This is a genomic window from uncultured Shewanella sp. (assembly GCF_947497935.1).
Taxonomy (GTDB): domain Bacteria; phylum Pseudomonadota; class Gammaproteobacteria; order Enterobacterales; family Shewanellaceae; genus Shewanella.
On sequence record NZ_CANMIO010000005.1, the window covers coordinates 1 to 17,503 of the forward strand.

Consider the following 17,503-nt stretch of genomic DNA (forward strand, 5'->3'; position numbering starts at 1 on the left):
CTTCATTTTCAATTCCTCTTTCAATCCAGTTGATATTGAGGATTTTAGCTACACTCATTAAATCTTTCTTAATACTACTTGGCATCTCTACCGAGCTATTATTTAGTTGCGAAAGATTGCTTTAACGCCGCTGCAATCGTCTCTAGCTCCCACTACACTGAGATTTTCCCGCTTGATAACAACTAGGTTGCCTTGGGCAAACTGCACCTCGAGCACAAATTAGGCGAGCTTCATTTTCAATTCCTCTTTCAATCCAGTTGATATTGAGGATTTTAGCTACACTCATTAAATCTTTCTTAATACTATTCGACATCTCAACAGAGCCACTGTTAGTTGCGCAAGATTGCTTTAACTCTGCAGCAATGGCTGCAGCATCGCCACCTTGGGCATCAATAGCCGGGTTAAGATCGATTCCAGCACATAGTACGTGGTTATTACCCGCCATATCCTCAACTTTTATCGATTCACAGCAATAAATCCTCGGCTTTTCAGCGACATCTAAAATTGAGATTTGCGCAGAAGTGCCTACCTTTGGCTCGTTAATCATTCGAAATACGGCCCAATGTTGGCAAGGATCTTCAACAACTCGCATATTTCCCCACGGTAGTGGAATACCGTTTCCTCGGTAAACTGCCTTAAGCTTACCAGGTGCATAGGCATCGAAGTAATGCCAGTGCGGGTAAGGTGAAACTACCGTCATGCGACGCATTGCTACCGATGCGGAGATCCCCAGAGTTTCATTTACATTGATTTCATATCCGTGACGGTCTAGAAGTTGCCTGAAGGGCACCTTAGGGCAGAGCAGAGCACCGGCAAAAAAGCTGGATTCAAAATCTCGCCAAGCATGTAAAATATCTTGTGAATTCAGTGTCGATGAAACAGGAGCGCTGATCTCATCATCGGCAGCAGTATGTCTTCTTCCGGCAGTCAAGACGCATTTTAGACCGTCTTTATTGTGTAGGACACAATGGCCAATATGCACAGCTAAGTCGTACTTAAGCCTAGTTGGATAAGATTTAAGCATCTTGTTTAAATAGATGGTTGAAGCCGGTTCGAAAAATGATGTCACTACATGAGTGGTACTGACTCCCATTTCATCGACGACTTCTTGGGGCGTTCTATCGACCCATTTTAGTTTTAACCCTAATGACTTAGCGATATCTTTGAGATCGTTAATCCCTAGCGGTAATCGTTTTTGACCCACTTCCTCGGCGGCACGTTCAAGATCTGGAAAGTGGTTCTGATGATGTTCCTGATGAGCACGAATTAATAAGTGGGCAAATTCTCTGCCTGTAGTACCTGTTTGCGACAACATTTCTGGAATCGCAATTTGTAAAATATCGTTAGAAAACAGAAAACTTGGCTCTAAGGCCATACCACTTATCCCACCACGGCGTCCCTTATTTGGCGTAATAGCATCATCTTCTGGCACATCATCTAGGAACCAGTCCATCTCTTTTTGAAATACGGCGGCAATGACTGCCAACATTCCAGAACTTGGTACTCTTTTACCCCGTTCAATCATCGATAAATAGGACACCGAGGGAGCAGACTCAGGATCTACGCGTACGCACCTAGCTGAGAGATCTTCCATTGTTAGGTGGTTTCTCTTGCGCAAGTTTCGGATCTTTGTGCCTAGAAAATGTGACTTTCTGATCAAGCTCTGATTGTTTTTCATTCTGTAAAATTCACAATGTAAAATTTTTATTGTGAAATTGTAATGAAAATTACACTAGACTACAAATCAAGCAATCAGAAAACGGATTACGCACTGATTGTGATTCAAACTGATAACGAGCTAAGTTTCAAAAGTATGAGGGTAAGGCCATGGATATATCAACAACGACTAATGATAGTACTCAAGTAAATAGTAATAACAGTCATTATATTGGTGCAGAGCTTGTTGATGTGAAACTTGTCGAAGTGGCAAGTAATGACATAGCGGCCTTAAGTGCGAAAGATTTTCTAGATGCTAAGTTTCCACTCGCTAAAGGTTCTCATAAAAATGCCTGTAGCTATGTGATCTACTATCAGCAACTTTTGGTATTTATGGCAGACGGTACCCAAACAGGTTTACGCCAGCCTAAGCAGTTTGTTGCATTAAACGGTCATAAAAGTGAACCAACAGCGATTCTGTTGAAGGACAGAGGCACTCATGTGGAGTTAACCTTCGATAGGAGTAAGGCTAATACCAGCCGAGATCTTGCCAACATACAGGATATTCAGTTGGAAGGGCATGAGTATTGGATCAGTTTGATTAACATAGAAAATACGGTGGTAGCATCCTCTATGCAAGATCAAGTATTTACAGCAAAAGATGGCAGTGACTATCAACTAAAAAGTTAAATCATAGAGATGCCGCTAGATAATAGCGGTATCTTTTCGTTAGATTGCCAGTTATTTGAAGAATTAACTGAAACTGCTTAGGGATTAATATTTCAGACATTCTCTATCTCGTAAATTCATCAGTACCTGTTTAAGAGTAAGCTTTCAATCTGGCTAACATGCTAAGCAAGTTTAACTCCCTTTAAGATTTTAGTTTTCCATATTGTGGAGAAAGAGACCTTATCTTAACGGATACGCTACAGCGAGTGTATTTGCCACTTAAGTTACCGCTTTTATTATCGGATTTGGAGCAGTTAGCTTGCGTATTGCAAGCTTTGCTCCTATGATCGCAGCGTTTTCTATTTACGGTAACTTTTAATGTTAAAATCTTCGCTATCTCCCAGCTCAAATGAACTTGTGATCAGTATTCTCGACCTTGTTTTATCAGAGGGTAAGCCACTTGACCGTGCTTATTCGCAGCATTTTTCCGGCTTAAAGCTAGAGCCGACTGAGCAGGGGCGTATTACCTTTGTTGTAGGCGATATACTTAGAAGATTGAACCTTTACTGTTACTTATCAGATGTGAAACCAGATGAGATGGCCCGCTTAGGCACACGTTTACTAAATGCGTGGCACCTATTTAATGAACTCCCTTTGCCGAAAATGCAGTACTCGTTGCAAATCGACCCTAAAGTGTTAGCAACTCGTATCGAGTCTGCAAAAGCTCAACCTGTACTTTGGGATGGTTGCCCAGACTGGTTAAATGAGATGGGCCAGAAGCAGATGGGAGACAAGTGGCCTGCAGAAAGAGCCGCACTTAATAAGCCTGCTAAACGTTTTTTGCGTACTAACATCCTCAAGTGTACCCGAGAAGAACTTGCAAATGCACTTCGTAAAGAGGGTGTACAAACCGTTACAGTTGAAGGTGTTGATACAGCCTTAGAGGTGGTATCTGATTCTGCCTTATTTAGAACTGAAGCGTTCAAGAAAGGTTGGTTTGAGCAACAGGATGCGGGTTCACAACTGGTTGCATTGGCGCTAGATGCTAAACCTGGAATGAGAGTGGTAGACGCGTGCGCCGGTGCTGGAGGTAAAACCTTATCTATTTCAGCGCAAATGCAGGGCAAAGGCCGCTTACTTGCGATGGATGTTGAGCAGTGGAAACTGGATAACCTAAAACAGCGTGCACGCCGTGCAGGTGCTCACAACGTTGAAACTCGAATTATCGCCAGTAGTAAAACCATTAAACGTTTGAAGTTGACCGCTGACAGAGTGCTATTAGACGTCCCATGCTCAGGTTTAGGCGTACTTAAACGTAATCCTGATGCAAAATGGCGTGATACCCCTGAGCGATTACCAGTACTGGTGGAGCTTCAAAAGCATATTTTGCAAAGTTATAGCCGCATGGTGAAAGTGGGTGGCATATTGGTTTACGCTACATGCTCGATTATGCCGGAAGAAAACCGCGATCAAGTCGACGCATTCTTATCTGAAAACAAGCACTTCAGGTTCATCGAAGATGAAACAATAAGTCCAGCAGAAACAGGTTTTGACGGTTTCTATCTGGCAAAGCTTGAGCGTGTATCAGAAGCTTAATCAGTTGCTAGAACTGATTGTATAAAAGAGCACTTAAGGTGCTCTTTTTGTCATCATTATTCAGACATCAAATAGGCTTTTACTGGCGTTATTTGTCTTGCTTGTAATCGGAATATGTTTTGTAAACAGTGTATTGTCATTAATTGCTACTAAAAATTAAGCTGATTTTTTAGTGTTTACTGCCTGCAAGCTTATCTAATGAGTTAAAACTTAAATCTATCCCCTTACAAAAAGAGCTTGGATCAAACCCTGGATCCCCCTTGTATTGAATACATAATTCATTAAGCATCGCCCGCCAATCAAAATCACCATCATAGTCATCTACGGCATAAATTTTCTTTGTTTCAGTATTTAAAAGCACAGGAGAGTCGTAATCAGGTAGTAAGCTCAATTGCCACTTTTGAAAGTAGATTGCTCGCTGTTTCTTAGCTATGAGCTCAATGTAGTTTTGCACCCGCATGTAGGCTTTTCCATCATCTCTTACTTCGTAGTTTGAAGCGGTCTCTGACATAACATCTTTTTTATCGATAAAGCTTTTATTTATGGATTTTACAGGGACGGAAGACTCAACGAAAACATACCTCTTGAGAGTCACTCCATCTGCAGAGCGAGGAAGAACCTCGCCATCAAATTTTGTGTCTTTAAGGTCTAGAACGGATTCGGTTGAAATGTTTAACGAGCTTAATATTGTTGGAACTATATCGACAAGGGAATAAAGTCCATGTATGACATTTTCTGGTGTAATGATTTCACCATTTTTGAATTCAGCTCGAGCCAACACGATCTGAGTTTGTTGTTGATCCAAAATATTAGTGCCGTGCCCCCATGATTTAGTTTTGGGTATTGGATTAGAGGTCTCAGTGCTAATGGCTTGGTGACTACTTAACTTAAAACTTTCTCCGTGATCAGAAATGATATACACAATTGCATTATTGAGCATACCTCTTAGTTTTAAGCGAATAAATAGATCTTCAACTTGGTTATCTACACTGAGAAGCATTTGTTTATACATGTAGTGATTATAATTTCCGTCCCAGCTGTCTAATGGCTTTGGTATGAAGTCTTTAGACGTATATGGCCAATGTAACTGACAATAGTGCACTGCAAGAAAGTGAGGTGTTTTAGACGGTAAACTGTCAATGATTGTTTTATTAAACGTTTTTGGCGAATATGCTTTTCCGTAGGCTCTATTATTATATAAATACGGGAGGACTTTGCTTGAGTAGGGGTGCATTAGCATAATGTTTAAGTAAGGTAGATCGCCTAAGCCTGAAATGAAAGCATCAGCTGCACCAGCTTTTGGCCCGACAGTGTTATCAAAACCATAACTCGAGTCTATTTGGTTAAAACGACGCTCATCTATAGCATAAGTAGTGTGATACCCTCTCGTTTTTAATATCTCAATCGCTGGTAGTGTTTTATTAACCATTTCTGGAGGAGCTAAATTAAACCTAACTCCATTATTAACAGGGTACTGACCTGTGAGAAGGCTCATCCACGCAACGTAAGTTCTGCCCTGAGGAGTATAAGCATTTTTGTATATTGCCATCTTGTTGAGTAAGCGATTCAAATTTGGAGCAATTTGTGGGTCTGCTCCTAAGTACTCTAAATGATCAGGTCTAAGACCGTCTATTCCTAAAATAATGATATTTGGTACTTTAGAGCTTTGACTGAATGTCAGATTGGTTGAGACGAAAGGGGAGATGAGTAAAACCATTGCTAACAGCGAGATCGTACTTACTATTGTTTTCGAAGCTAAAGTCAATAAGCCACGATAAAAGGTTAAGATCAAAAAAAATGATAACCCTCCCCAAATTTGTGGTTCAGTAAGCGGTGTGTGTCTGAAATATGAAACTAAAGAAGTTGGGTAAAAATAGGAATTTATAGCAATTAAACAAGTAATATTGAGACCGATAAGCAATAACCAATAAAGATCTTCCTGCGTTTTATCCCTAAGTTTGAACCAAGGCTCTACAGTCGAAATCGTAATAACTCCTGACCAAATAATATGTATCAGCAACAGGAAACCGAAAAAAAATAAAACGTCGTAGATTAGCCCATGTGCAGACAAAAAATTACTGTCTAAGCTATTCATTGTTGTGGCTAGAGACATTACTGAATAAGCTTGAAGCGAAGATTTAAAGTTAATTAACAAGAGAGTAAATAAAAACAAAATACCAAGGGTTCTGAAATATACTCTGACCAAACTTATACTAGCTTTATGTGACTCTGTACTTTCAATCATCTTTGCTCCTGTTGTGACGCAGCTTTATTGTTATTGATTGGATAATAAAAATCTGAAGATACAAAGTCATGATCTTTCGATGCAGGCCAACTCCCAAGAATCAAGTAACGCTCAGCTAAGCTCGAACCTGATGGATTAGTCGTTCTTAACTCTTTCGTCATCAGGTAATCGGTATGCATGGCATTAGCGTTTAACAAGAGTAAAAGAGTCACACCAGTCATTAATAGTGCAGTTGTTGCATTCAGCTCTAGCCAAACTCTTTTCATAGGTGTTTCCTAATGTTTTAAAACATTTAGAGGTAGAATTAAGAAATGATCACATTGATTATAGAAGAGCTTTAGGAAAAAGCTGAATATAAAATAAATGTTTTTTCCAAGTAAATGCATGCATTACTCACTAAAGCATTGACAAAAAAATTAGTTTAAGACCTTGCCAAATAGACGTTTTTTGTACTAAACCTATGAAATGATGATTTTTACGAAGCCTATTATTGGGTTTTAGTTAGTCTTAATCTTTATTCAATTTTCGTTTTATTGATGATGTATACATTGTGTTAGATAGGAACTGAATTGGTGAAAAAAGAAAAGAATTTTTTGTACCGCCTCTTTATTAGTATTCTAATCATTTGGTTTTCCGCTGTTGCATACGGGGGTGACGAACAGCACCAGTTTGCTGATAACCCAAATCTACTATTGAAGACATTTGCTGTTGACCTAGGTGCAATAGAGAATTCTAGTGAACTAATTAATGATACGAATTTAGTTAAGTTATTAAACAAAAACATTTTTTCAATAAAAAAAAATAGTTATTCATTATCTGCTGAACAGTATCTTAAGTTAGCTGAGCGAAAGGATATAGAAATTTATAGAAAAGAAATTAAGTACTACAAGTCGTTAGAGCGTTATCAGTGGCCTATGATTACGCCGATTAAACTAAGGTTAGGATTAAGAGTTAAAGAGGTTGCCAAGCTCAGGTGGATCTTAGTCAAACTAGGAGATATGGAGCCTCATACTCTTTCTGCCTACCGAGAGAGTATTTATGATCCTAGTGTTGAAGCTGGTCTAAAACGTTTTCAAAAAAGACATGGGCTCTCTGTAAACGGTAAACTAGGAACTCTGACGCTGTCATCCATTAATACTGAACCTAAGGTCAGAGTAACGCAACTACAGAAGGCTTTAAAATCAAGCTTAAAAAGGTTTGATGAAGCGACAGAATATGTTTCGGTTAACCTTATCGATTATACATTACGGATTAGTAAAAACGGTGTAGAGCAGTTGAATATGCCAGTCATTGTGGGAAAACCTACAAGCAAAACGCCAGAATTAAGCACGGTTGTAAGTAGCATTACAATTAATCCAACTTGGACACCACCGGCAAGTATCATTTATCAGGATATACTCCAACAGGTTGAGAAACAGCCTAACTATCTTAAAAATAATGACTTTGTATTAAAGAGTTACGAAAGTGGGCTCGAGGATCCTAATCTTGCAGGTATGGATGCGGACCGTTTAAAGACCAAGCTAAAGAATAGTGTGCTAGTTCAGCGACCAGGGGATAAAAATGCCTTAGGAAAGTTTCGGTTTACAATTCCCAACACAGGTGCAATTTTTCTTCATGACACTCCAAACAAGAATTTGTTTAAACGTGTTAATAGAGCCCTTAGTCACGGCTGTATTAGACTCTCTGAACCAGAACTCTTCGCTAAATACTTAATAAGCAAAGAGTCTTTAGAAACTCAGCTTCTGTTTCAAAAAGCACTTAAAAATAGCAAAACAATTCATTTTAGATTGACGAGTCGGCTTCCAATCAACATCGTATATCAAAGCGTTTGGATCGATAAAAATGGTCGCTTACAGATAAGAGATAGTTAGGAGTATACAATGGACAGTTTTTGCCACGATAACATCATGTTAGCTAAACTTATTCGTAAAGAGAAAAATGCGAGAATGAAACTTAAGTTGTTAGCTGTATTGCACTTTCAAGATGGGAAGTCTCGTTACCAAATTGCAGACTTTCTCAAAGTTAGTCGTACCAGCGTAAATAGATGGATAAGCCTCTATCTATCAAGTGGCTTAGAGGGGTTAAAAGATAAGCCCCATCGTGGAAGGCCCAGTACACTTAATCAAGATCAGCTTGTACAGCTAAAGAACTATATTAAAAATAAGCGTCATCACGGAGAAAAAGTCAAGTTGACTGGTGGAGATGTTCAACTGTACATAGAGAAACAGTTTGGCGTTAAATATGAGATATCCAGCGTGTATAAATTAATAGATCGATTTTAATACTGTTCTAACTGTCTTACTACGTAAAGTTGACACATGAATCATGCTTTGATGCTAGAGCGGTCTTTAATCATTAAATAGTCTGAGTTTTTGACTATTAACCTAGTAAACTCGTTGGTTTTTCTATTGTAACGTTTTTATGCTGAATTTTTATCGAATAATAATGTGGTCTGATTTTGTAATGTTTTTACTCCTGCTTAAATAGCAATTTTAAAGATTCGTATACTAGCAATCTAGAATTGTCTAACCCCAAAGAATAACTCCAGCTTAAAAGTTTCATGATTAGGCTAGCTATTGGGCCTTAAACGATATTAATTGGATTTTAGCAAGAGTCATACTTACAGTTTAGAGTCTAATTGAAAAAGGCTCGATAACTACAAAGTAGACCAATGAATTATTCCACATGGAGAGTTAAATAGGCGTTTGCTACTTTTAATAACAGCGTTACTTAAGCAATAAACTAAATTTTGCGTTTGTAGCCTAACTAGTTGTAGCTCATTCTTTAGCCGAACTAGTTGTAGCTCATTTTTATATAGGACGAAAAGGTGGATAAATTTATGGATATCAAAGTTTTATTAAAAGAGTTTGTTGAGGACGAAAGTGGCTTAACAGCTGTTGAGTATGCGATCGCGGGAGGTTTAGTTGTTGGGGGCATGATTGCAGCATTTAATACCTTAGGTACAAACGCAACGGATAAAATTGACTGTTTGGCTTCGGCTGTTAATGGTAACTCAGCTGATTGTACGACAACTACTACCCCTTAAAGCCATAACAGATAAGGGATTAAAGATTACTCACTCTATTGTGGGTAATCTTATGTTTTAAAACTAAGGGACTAATATGGCCGACAATCAATTGTTATTTCAAGTCATCACCGCTGGGACTTTTTTTACTATAGCGATTGCCATTGATTTAACAAAGGAAAAAATACCAAACTGGCTGTGTTTAATCGCTATTTTCTGCGGATTCCTAATAAATAGTTATTTTGCTCAATTAAATGGATTAATGCTCTCTTTTATCGGTTTTAGCCTCGCATTTATTATCTTATTTCCAACTTTTATATTCAAAATACTGGGCGCTGGAGACATAAAGCTTATGATGGGGATAGGCGCTTTAATGGGACCCAATTTACTTATTTGGAGCATTCTCTACGGCATTGTCGCTGGCGCAATAACCAGTGCACTACTTATCATATGGCGGTCTGGGTTTTCTGGGTGTTTTAAGACATTAAAGAGATATTGGGATTGCTTTTATTTAAGAACGTATTTTAAGCCCGAAGAAGGAGAGGCTGCTGGCCAAAGAGTGCCCTATGCTCCAGCCTTAGCAATAGGTTGGTTATGGGCATGTTCTCTAAATCAAGATGTTACACACTTGTATACCTCAATTAGTCACTCTTTATTATCGTAGGACACGTGCCATGAATATACCTAGAGAAGAGCTGGTTACTGAATCTACTATTTCAAATTCTTCTGCTCTGCAAATGGACCCTCAGTTAGCTCCACGTCCCAAAACAATTAAAGAAACTGGGGTATCTGAATCTTTACTGCTTGATCTCGTTACCAAGCACCTTTTGTCGGCGGGTGTGCTAACTAGAGAGCAGCTTGTAAATTTAATTGGTGTAACAGGTGGTATCATTCAGCAATTGTTGGATACTGCAAAATCCTTAGCTTGGGTTGAAAACAGGCAGACCACTTCTGATGGCCAAATGCGCTATGCTTTGAGTGCAGGAGGTGAAATTCATGCAAAGCAGGCCTTGTCCAGAAATGGGTATCTTGGTCTGGCGCCAGTTCCATTGAAGCAGTATTCAGATATTTGTAAAAAACAATCTAGTAGGTCAAAGGCAATAACTTTTGAAATGTTAGAAAAAGGGTTGTCAGCGCTTGTTTTACCAAAAGATTTACTCTTTAAAATCGGCCCTGCAATGAACTCTAGTCGGCCAGTACTTATTTATGGTCCTCCTGGTACTGGAAAAAGTTACTTATGCCGTCATTTGAACCTGACGTTAGGTGATAGCGTATTAATTCCTTATGCCCTAGCGATAGGCAATGAAGTCATTCAAGTTTACGACCCCGAATTACATCATAAAGTTGAGGAGCAAGATAAAGGCAATAGCCTTAATCTGTCTGAAGGACATGATCCCAGGTGGCTTAAATGTGAAAGACCACTACGTATAACAGGCGGTGAATTGACGGCTGAAATGCTAGAGGTTCAGTTCGACAGCCACAGTCGTACTTATATGGCACCGCTGCAGTTAAAAGCGAATAACGGGATTTTATTATTAGATGATTTAGGTAGACAAAAGATTAGTGCTAAACAACTTTTCAATCGCTGGATTATTCCTATGGAAGAGCGAAGAGACTTTTTAAGTCTGCAGTCTGGTGAACATTTTGAGATCCCTTTTGAGCTGATCCTATTATTTTCTACTAACCTTGATCCAAAGGAACTTGTAGATGAAGCCTTTTTAAGGCGTCTAGGGTACAAAATTCATTTCGATGCTTTAGATGAAGAACTATATAGAAAAATATGGTTTCAAGTTTGCGAAGATTTAGGCTTAAGTTGTACTGAAGAAGTATTTCAGTATTTATTAGTTGAGTATCACAAGAGATATAACAAACCGTTAATACCATGTTACCCAAGGGATTTATTAGGGATTATGTCAGACCAAATTAGCTTTATGGAGTTTGAACCAGTTGTTACGCCGTCCTTGGTTGATTCTTCCTGGTCGATATATTTTGTATAAATTGTTTACATTTTTAGGAGCGACAGATGAATAATAAAACCGTCTTATTTGTCATTTTGTCATTAGTATTTGGAGTTACTGCCGTTTATCTTGCGCAGAATTGGCTGAAAACAAATACTAAAACAGAAACAGTAGGAATGACTTCCAATGTCATTACTATGGTAACAGAGGTGCCTTTGGGAACGATAATAGAGAGAAAGCATCTAGCCTTAACCCCAGTGGCTGACAATTTAATTCCGGAAGGGGCAATTACTGATATTACCGAGGCTGAAGGCAAAGTTGTAAAGCATCGACTTTATCAGGGGGAGGTATTACGCAAAGAGCGGTTAACTCCTAAAGGAGAGGGCAGCACACTAGCAAGTTTAATTACTCCGACAATGCGTGCAGTCACGATTAGAGTTAACGATGTCGTTGGTGTGGCTGGTTTTCTTCTACCCGGAAACAGGGTGGATATTATTAATATATTTACCAGTAGTGGTTTAAAAACGGACATTGTTCTTTCAAATGTGAAAATTTTAGCTATCGACCAAAAAGCATCGAATGATGAAAATAAACCAGTCTTAGTACGAGCGGTAACATTAGAGTTAAGTTTAGAGCAGGCAGAGACATTGATGATTGCTAAAAGTAGAGGCTCTTTGCAACTAGCTTTAAGAAACCCCAATGACACGGCGATTATAGAATTAGCTGATATTGAAAAAGCGAATAAAACAGAAAAAATTGATAATGAAGTACCTTCTCAACCCGTTGAAGCCGGACAGTTTGCCAGAGTATCAGAAACTAAAAAACATAAGGTTTTTTTGCTTAAAGGCATGAGTGAGCAAGAGATAAAAGTCGACAACTAATCATTTATTGGTTTCGACCAAATAGATTCATGTTTTAAGGAGAATAACATGTCATTCCTTCGCAACTGTTCAATTATTTGTTTATTGGCAATATTACAGCTATCAACAGCTTATGCTGGGGGACCAACTGCAGGAGCTAGAAATAATGTCCAATTGATCCCCATTTTTAAATCCAGAGTTTTGATGCTAAAGGGACCTGTCCATAGAGTGTCTGTGGGGAATCCTAGTATCGCAGATATAAAATTACTGCCTAATGACGAACTATATATTTTAGGAAAACAATTAGGCAGTACGAATGTGATGATCTGGGATAAGAATGAGCAACTTGCAAGAATCATGGATATTGAAGTTACTCATGATTTAAATGGATTAAAAACGAGACTATTTCAGTTCCTTCCTTCCGAGAAGTTAGGTGTGCAGACCTCTCAAGGCCAGTTGTTATTAAGCGGCCAAGCTTCAAACTTACAAAAAATGAACACAGCTGTTGAGTTAGCACAAGGCTATGCCGAGGCTGCTGCTGGAGGCCAAGCACCCAGTAAAGTGCTTAATATGATGACAATTGGTGGTGATCATCAAGTCATGTTAGAAGTCGTGGTTGCTGAGGTACAAAGAAATGTCGCAAGGCAATTTGACTCTAAGTTTTTTATCTTTAATCAAGGTTCAAATTTATCTGGTGGTCTTGTTGGAGGAGGCGGGGGCTTTGATCCTGGAAGTATCGGTGGCATAGACGGAAAAGGACTATTTGCACAGTATATTAACGGTGATTTAATGATGAACTTTGCACTCGATATCGCGAAACAAAATGGATTAGCAAAAGTATTAGCTGAGCCAAATGTGACCGCTATGAGTGGACAGTCAGCAGAGTTTCTATCAGGTGGAGAATTTCCAATTCCAGTGCCCGGAGAAAATGGCAATACAACCATTGAATACAGAGATTATGGTGTTGGTGTGAAGTTTGTACCGACTGTCCTAGATTCAGGACAAATAAATCTTAATCTCAATGTTGTCGTTAGCGAAATTAGTACCGCAAATGGTTTTTCAATATCAGGTAATACGTCGACTTCATTAGTCGTACCGTCGCTGGTAAAAAGAAGCACTGCAACAACAGTTGAACTGGCTGATGGGCAAACGATCGCTATCAGTGGTTTGATAAGTGACACCTTAAGAGAAAATATCGATAAGTTACCCGGTCTTGGAGATGTACCAGTACTAGGACAGCTATTTACCAGTAAAAGCTTTCAAAGTGGCCAAAGTGAGCTGGTTATCTTAGTCACCCCAAGACTCGTCAGAGCTTTCAATCGAAAAGATATCTCCTTGCCTACAGATGGTTTTGTTCTGCCGTCGGATGTTGAGTTTTACTTGTTAGGCAAGCTGTCTCACAAAGAAGCATCTGATGATTCTAGTGACACTCCTTATGAGCCCGCAGAATCAGATTCGCAATTAGATGATACGGGAACCCAACAAAAATACGGTCATTCACTTTAAACTTAGGAGTAAGACTTATGAGAAATGACACCAACGTTTCAATTACTAATTGTTTTACTGCATTTTTTATTGTTTGTTTAAGTGGATGTACAACAGTTAACGACTTTCCTATGGGAGAAAGTCATTATCAAATTAAACAGGTTCAAATATTAGATCCTGAAGCTGCAGAACGTAATGACGGTATTATTCTGAGTCTTGATGGTACTTACGGCGAAGCTGTAATGAAGTCTTATCGTGAGAGTAGTGTTAAACCCGAAGTTTCAAAAACTATGGGTTCTATTAGAGCGAATAGTTCTGGAAGCAGCTCTGGAAGCAGCTCAGGTAGTAGTAATTAACACTTGTGCATAGTGCATAGTAATCAGAAATAGAGGTTATGATGTCCAAAGTAATTAAATGTGGAAATCAAAAGCTTGTAGCAAGGCAATATCAATCTGGTGCTATATTAGTCATGTTTACAATAGGACTATTTTCAATACTCGCTTTCGCTGCTTTAGCGTTAGACGGTGGCCATATGTTGCTAAGTAAGGGACGATTACAAAATGCAGTCGATGCAGCAGCATTAAATGCGGCAAAAGAGCTACAACAAGGAGCGACATTGTTTGAAGCTAGGGAAGCCGCCTACACGATATTACTTCAAAATCTGGGATTTTCAGAAAATGGTGAACTAGATAATTCAGTTTCATTATCTAGTCCTGACTTTAATAGCACACAAGTAACAAGTCGATTGCATGTGGAGTTTTCCGAATTACCTGATCCCTTCAATCCCATACTTGCTGAGGGCAGTGAGTATGTTCGAGTCAGGGTTGAGAATGTAAACCTGTCAAATTTCCTAGCGGATATCCTCAATTTTGATAAAAATATTAGAGCTTCGGCAGTTGCAGGCCGAAGTCAGGACTTATTATGTGTGAATAGAATCGCGCCTTTATTAGTTTGTGGAGACGAAAATTCATCTGCAGATGAAAACTTCGGATTAACTCAAGATTTATATCTGATGAAAATAGGTGCAAACCAGCCTAGCGCAAATGGTACAGGTAATTTTCAATTGATTAATTTAGATGGCGATAATGGCTCTAAGGCAATCGCTGATGCATTATCAGGAAACTTCTCTCCTGATCAGTGTATAGGTCCAGGGGATGAAATTGACACTAAACCGGGTAATTCAGTTGGTATAAAACATGGGTTCAATACTATGTTTGGTGATTGGGGGGGGATGGGGACTAACAATGTAGATAATCCTAGAGATATCAACATATGTGAAGCGACTCCAGTCTCTGTCATTGAGGTCCATGCTCAGGATAGTGATGGTAATCTCTTATACAATGATGATGGTAGCGCGCTAATGGAAACAGCGATCGATCCTGACTCTAAAGCAACTGCTTATCGGTGGTCAGATTATGATACTGATAATCGTGCAGCTATCCCTCCAAGTTGCGTGACCACTTCAGATCCTTATGCAAAGCCTTTACGTCGAGAGATGTCGGTAGTTATCGGAGTTTGTGATCCTAATGCCAATGGTACTTACCCTGTTGACATTTTAGGTACTGGATGTTTCTTTTTGACACAAAAAATGGGTACCAGTGGTCAGGACTCTTATATTGTGGGTGAGTTTTTAAAAAACTGTTCTAATTCAGGTCAATCTTCACTCGATCCTAATTATGTAGGGGATAGTTCTACGATTGTTCTTTACTGGGATCCTGATAGTCCAGATTCGTGAGGAGAGAATAATGTTTAGATTATCTGGTTTTCAAAAACAAAAAGGTCTTGCAACTATTGAGTTTACCTTGCTTGTGCCCTTTTTTTTGCTAATTATCTTCGCAACAGCTGAGTTCGGGCGAGGGCTGTATCAATATAGCCAATTGACTAGAATGATAAGAGACGCAGCGAGGCATCTATCTCAGAGCGTTATAACGACAGGAAATGGAGTACCTGCAGATTCAACTGGTAAGGTATTGGATGCGAATTGCAATAATTGCATTACTGAGACGAAAATGATTTTAAAGCATGGTGCTAACTCCGTATCACCATTATTACTAAATGAGATTGACACTGCAGTAATAACAATCGAAGAATCTCCGCTCGGAAGCGGAATAATGGTGATTTCTGTCGACTACGACTGGAGCCCGATTTTCTTTGACCAGTTATCAGGCTTCGGACTAGGGGATGGTATTGACCTAAGTTTTAACTTGAATTCGACTTACGCTGTGAGGGCAATATGAAGAACATTAGCAGGACAAGAGGAGTCTATGCTGTCGAGTTTTCGATTGTAGCGAGTGTGTTCTTCCTTTTCTTATTTTCTTCTATAGAAGTTGGCAGGCTGTTGTATACCTACAATGTTTTACATGAAGCTGCCCGCCGTGCGGCTAGAATTGCTGTGGTCTGCCAAGTTAGCACGGATATTCGCGCAAAAGCACTCTTTAACGGGGCTAATTTAGTCCCTAACCTAACTAATAATAACTTGTCTATAACTTACCTACAATTAGATGGAAGTAATGCTACAGATTTAGTTTATGGCAGTGATATTCGCTTAATTAGAGCTGAAATCATCAATTATCAACATCAATTTTTAGTTCCAGGGCTTACACAGACCCTTAATTCTCCCACCTTTTCTGCAACTTTACCTAGAGAGAGCTTGGGGGTTTTCAAGGGCGGAACATCCGATTGTAGCTGATTCTTTTTCAATCAATAGGTAAATAATCAACTACCTTATGGATTGTTGTCTATAGTAAATATAGCTGCATTGGAAAAGGAAGTAAGGTGCGTAATGGATAAACCGCTAGAGCTATGTGTCTCGAATATTAACCAAGAATTACCTGTTTCTTATTGTTTACCTTTTCCTGTGCAAGCAGTAGTGGCAAGCAATGGTAGTCAGGCTCTTGCTTGGCTTACAGAAAGTTTGAACCAGTTTGACAATCTAAATTGGCAATTGTCATCTTTTGAGGATCGGCAATTAACTAATGATAAAAATAAGTTTAATCTTGTTTTATTGGTTTTGCCCTCAGATGAAATGGAGGCTAAAAATGCGTTAGCTTTTGCGGCAAATTTTGATTGCGACATTATTTTAATCGGCTTTAATACGCCACAGAATATTTTGCGATTGGCCTTTCAATATGATGTAAGTGATTTTATACCTTCATCATCACCTATACATGAACTTTTTACATCTTTAGAGAAAGTGTCTGACCGACTCGTAAAGAATGCTGATTTAGCTCCTGTGGTAGCAGTGATAAATGGTAAGGCAGGTTCAGGAGCAAGCTTTATATCTGCCAGTTTAGCTGATGTTGTTTCGCAAAGAGAAGGGAGCGATATTGCACTCCTAGATATGGACCTTCATCATGGCACTTTATCGCACATACTTGGCTATGACGCAAAATATTCAATTTGCGATGTCATTGAAACTATGGAAGATCTAGATGAGATTGCGTTAAAAAGCACCATGACTAAGAAGGGCAACTTAAGCCTACTTGCTGCTAAGCCTTTTGAACTTCTGACTCTAGAACGAAGTGTTGACTTTAGTAGGGTTAAAGAGCTGATTTGGAAATATCGCCAGTATTATAAGCAGGTCATATTAGACTTTTCTAGAGGACCTGAAGATTGGAATTGTGAATTGCTATTGAATGCGACAATTTTAGTTGTTACTCAACAAAATATAATGCACTTACGTCAAACCAAGGACTTGATAAATCAATTAACCAAAAGGATGGGGGTTAATAAGAGCCAGATAAGTTTGATCGTAAATAGGTATAACAAAAATTCAAATATAAAGTTATCAGATATTGAAGAAGCAATTGGAATATCTAGTATTAGCACAGTCGTTAATGATTATAAGTTATCAAACGAGAGTGTTGATCTGGGTAAGCCTATCACTCAAGTCGCAAAAAAACACCGGTTAGTTACCGATGTACGGTCTTTAGCGGAACGATTTTTGCCAATTAATGATCAACAAAATACAGAAAGCAAAAGTTTTTGGAAGCGACTTTTAGGAAACTAA

The 17,503-nt window shown here is 38.9% G+C and carries 17 protein-coding genes and 1 pseudogene; 14 read left to right on the forward strand and 4 right to left on the reverse strand.

The genetic code is table 11. The features are described from left to right. Nucleotides 1-91 (reverse strand): annotated as a pseudogene (locus tag Q1A86_RS21195) (DUF3612 domain-containing protein); the annotation flags it as partial. A 51-nt stretch (nt 92-142) separates the two neighbouring features. Next, on the reverse strand, nt 143-1,678 hold the full coding sequence (locus tag Q1A86_RS07035; RefSeq protein WP_299804674.1) for a DUF3612 domain-containing protein: 1,536 nt from the start codon (nt 1,676-1,678) through the stop codon (nt 143-145). 149 nt (nt 1,679-1,827) lie between these two features. On the opposite strand from Q1A86_RS07035, the gene Q1A86_RS07040 reads away from it, so the two are divergent. Together Q1A86_RS07040 and Q1A86_RS07045 are read left to right on the forward strand one after the other, a co-directional pair. Then, a complete protein-coding gene (locus tag Q1A86_RS07040) occupies nt 1,828-2,346 on the forward strand; it encodes a malate synthase (RefSeq protein ID WP_299804676.1) in 519 nt (172 codons plus the stop codon). Nucleotides 2,347-2,703: 357 nt separating this feature from the next. Further along, nucleotides 2,704-3,921: an RsmB/NOP family class I SAM-dependent RNA methyltransferase gene (locus tag Q1A86_RS07045; protein ID WP_299804679.1), complete on the forward strand. Its 1,218-nt coding sequence runs from the start codon at nt 2,704-2,706 to the stop codon at nt 3,919-3,921. Between the two features lie 169 nt (nt 3,922-4,090). Here the strand turns inward: Q1A86_RS07045 and Q1A86_RS07050 are convergent, their stop codons facing one another. Next, nucleotides 4,091-6,166, reverse strand: a complete 2,076-nt coding sequence (locus Q1A86_RS07050) for a sulfatase-like hydrolase/transferase (RefSeq protein ID WP_299804682.1) — start codon at nt 6,164-6,166, stop codon at nt 4,091-4,093. Then, nucleotides 6,163-6,432 (reverse strand): hypothetical protein, encoded by a 270-nt coding sequence (locus tag Q1A86_RS07055; RefSeq protein WP_299804685.1) that lies wholly within the window; start codon nt 6,430-6,432, stop codon nt 6,163-6,165. The genes Q1A86_RS07050 and Q1A86_RS07055 overlap by 4 nt, the downstream gene beginning before the upstream one ends. A 306-nt stretch (nt 6,433-6,738) precedes the next feature. Here Q1A86_RS07055 and Q1A86_RS07060 point away from each other — a divergent pair, with 306 nt between their 5' ends. The 12 genes from Q1A86_RS07060 to Q1A86_RS07115 all read left to right on the forward strand — a co-directional run bounded on the left by Q1A86_RS07060 (nt 6,739) and on the right by Q1A86_RS07115 (nt 17,503). Beyond that, nucleotides 6,739-8,037 (forward strand): L,D-transpeptidase family protein, encoded by a 1,299-nt coding sequence (locus tag Q1A86_RS07060; protein ID WP_299804688.1) that lies wholly within the window; start codon nt 6,739-6,741, stop codon nt 8,035-8,037. 9 nt (nt 8,038-8,046) lie between these two features. Then, complete coding sequence (locus tag Q1A86_RS07065; protein ID WP_299804691.1) at nt 8,047-8,448, forward strand: helix-turn-helix domain-containing protein; 402 nt, start codon at nt 8,047-8,049, stop codon at nt 8,446-8,448. A 557-nt stretch (nt 8,449-9,005) separates the two neighbouring features. Next, nucleotides 9,006-9,212 (forward strand): Flp family type IVb pilin, encoded by a 207-nt coding sequence (locus tag Q1A86_RS07070; protein ID WP_299805316.1) that lies wholly within the window; start codon nt 9,006-9,008, stop codon nt 9,210-9,212. 76 nt (nt 9,213-9,288) lie between these two features. Then, the gene (locus Q1A86_RS07075; protein ID WP_299804693.1) at nt 9,289-9,855 is read left to right on the forward strand and encodes a prepilin peptidase; all 567 of its coding nucleotides are present in this window, start codon (nt 9,289-9,291) and stop codon (nt 9,853-9,855) included. 10 nt (nt 9,856-9,865) lie between these two features. After that, nucleotides 9,866-11,188, forward strand: a complete 1,323-nt coding sequence (locus Q1A86_RS07080) for an AAA family ATPase (RefSeq protein WP_299804696.1) — start codon at nt 9,866-9,868, stop codon at nt 11,186-11,188. A 26-nt stretch (nt 11,189-11,214) separates the two neighbouring features. Further along, nucleotides 11,215-12,030: a Flp pilus assembly protein CpaB gene (gene cpaB, locus Q1A86_RS07085; RefSeq protein WP_299804699.1), complete on the forward strand. Its 816-nt coding sequence runs from the start codon at nt 11,215-11,217 to the stop codon at nt 12,028-12,030. A 48-nt stretch (nt 12,031-12,078) separates the two neighbouring features. Further along, entirely contained in the window at nt 12,079-13,515 is a 1,437-nt protein-coding gene (locus Q1A86_RS07090; RefSeq protein ID WP_299804702.1) for a type II and III secretion system protein family protein, read from the forward strand. Between the two features lie 17 nt (nt 13,516-13,532). After that, on the forward strand, nt 13,533-13,850 hold the full coding sequence (locus tag Q1A86_RS07095) for a hypothetical protein (protein ID WP_299804705.1): 318 nt from the start codon (nt 13,533-13,535) through the stop codon (nt 13,848-13,850). Nucleotides 13,851-13,891: 41 nt separating this feature from the next. Further along, on the forward strand, nt 13,892-15,229 hold the full coding sequence (locus Q1A86_RS07100) for a Tad domain-containing protein (RefSeq protein ID WP_299804708.1): 1,338 nt from the start codon (nt 13,892-13,894) through the stop codon (nt 15,227-15,229). Nucleotides 15,230-15,239: 10 nt separating this feature from the next. Beyond that, nucleotides 15,240-15,731, forward strand: coding sequence for a TadE family protein (locus Q1A86_RS07105; RefSeq protein WP_299804711.1), 492 nt, complete (start codon nt 15,240-15,242; stop codon nt 15,729-15,731). Continuing rightward, nucleotides 15,728-16,183, forward strand: coding sequence for a TadE/TadG family type IV pilus assembly protein (locus Q1A86_RS07110; protein WP_299804714.1), 456 nt, complete (start codon nt 15,728-15,730; stop codon nt 16,181-16,183). Before Q1A86_RS07105 ends, Q1A86_RS07110 begins: the two co-directional genes overlap by 4 nt. Nucleotides 16,184-16,276: 93 nt before the next feature. Then, nucleotides 16,277-17,503, forward strand: a complete 1,227-nt coding sequence (locus tag Q1A86_RS07115) for a pilus assembly protein CpaE (RefSeq protein WP_299804716.1) — start codon at nt 16,277-16,279, stop codon at nt 17,501-17,503.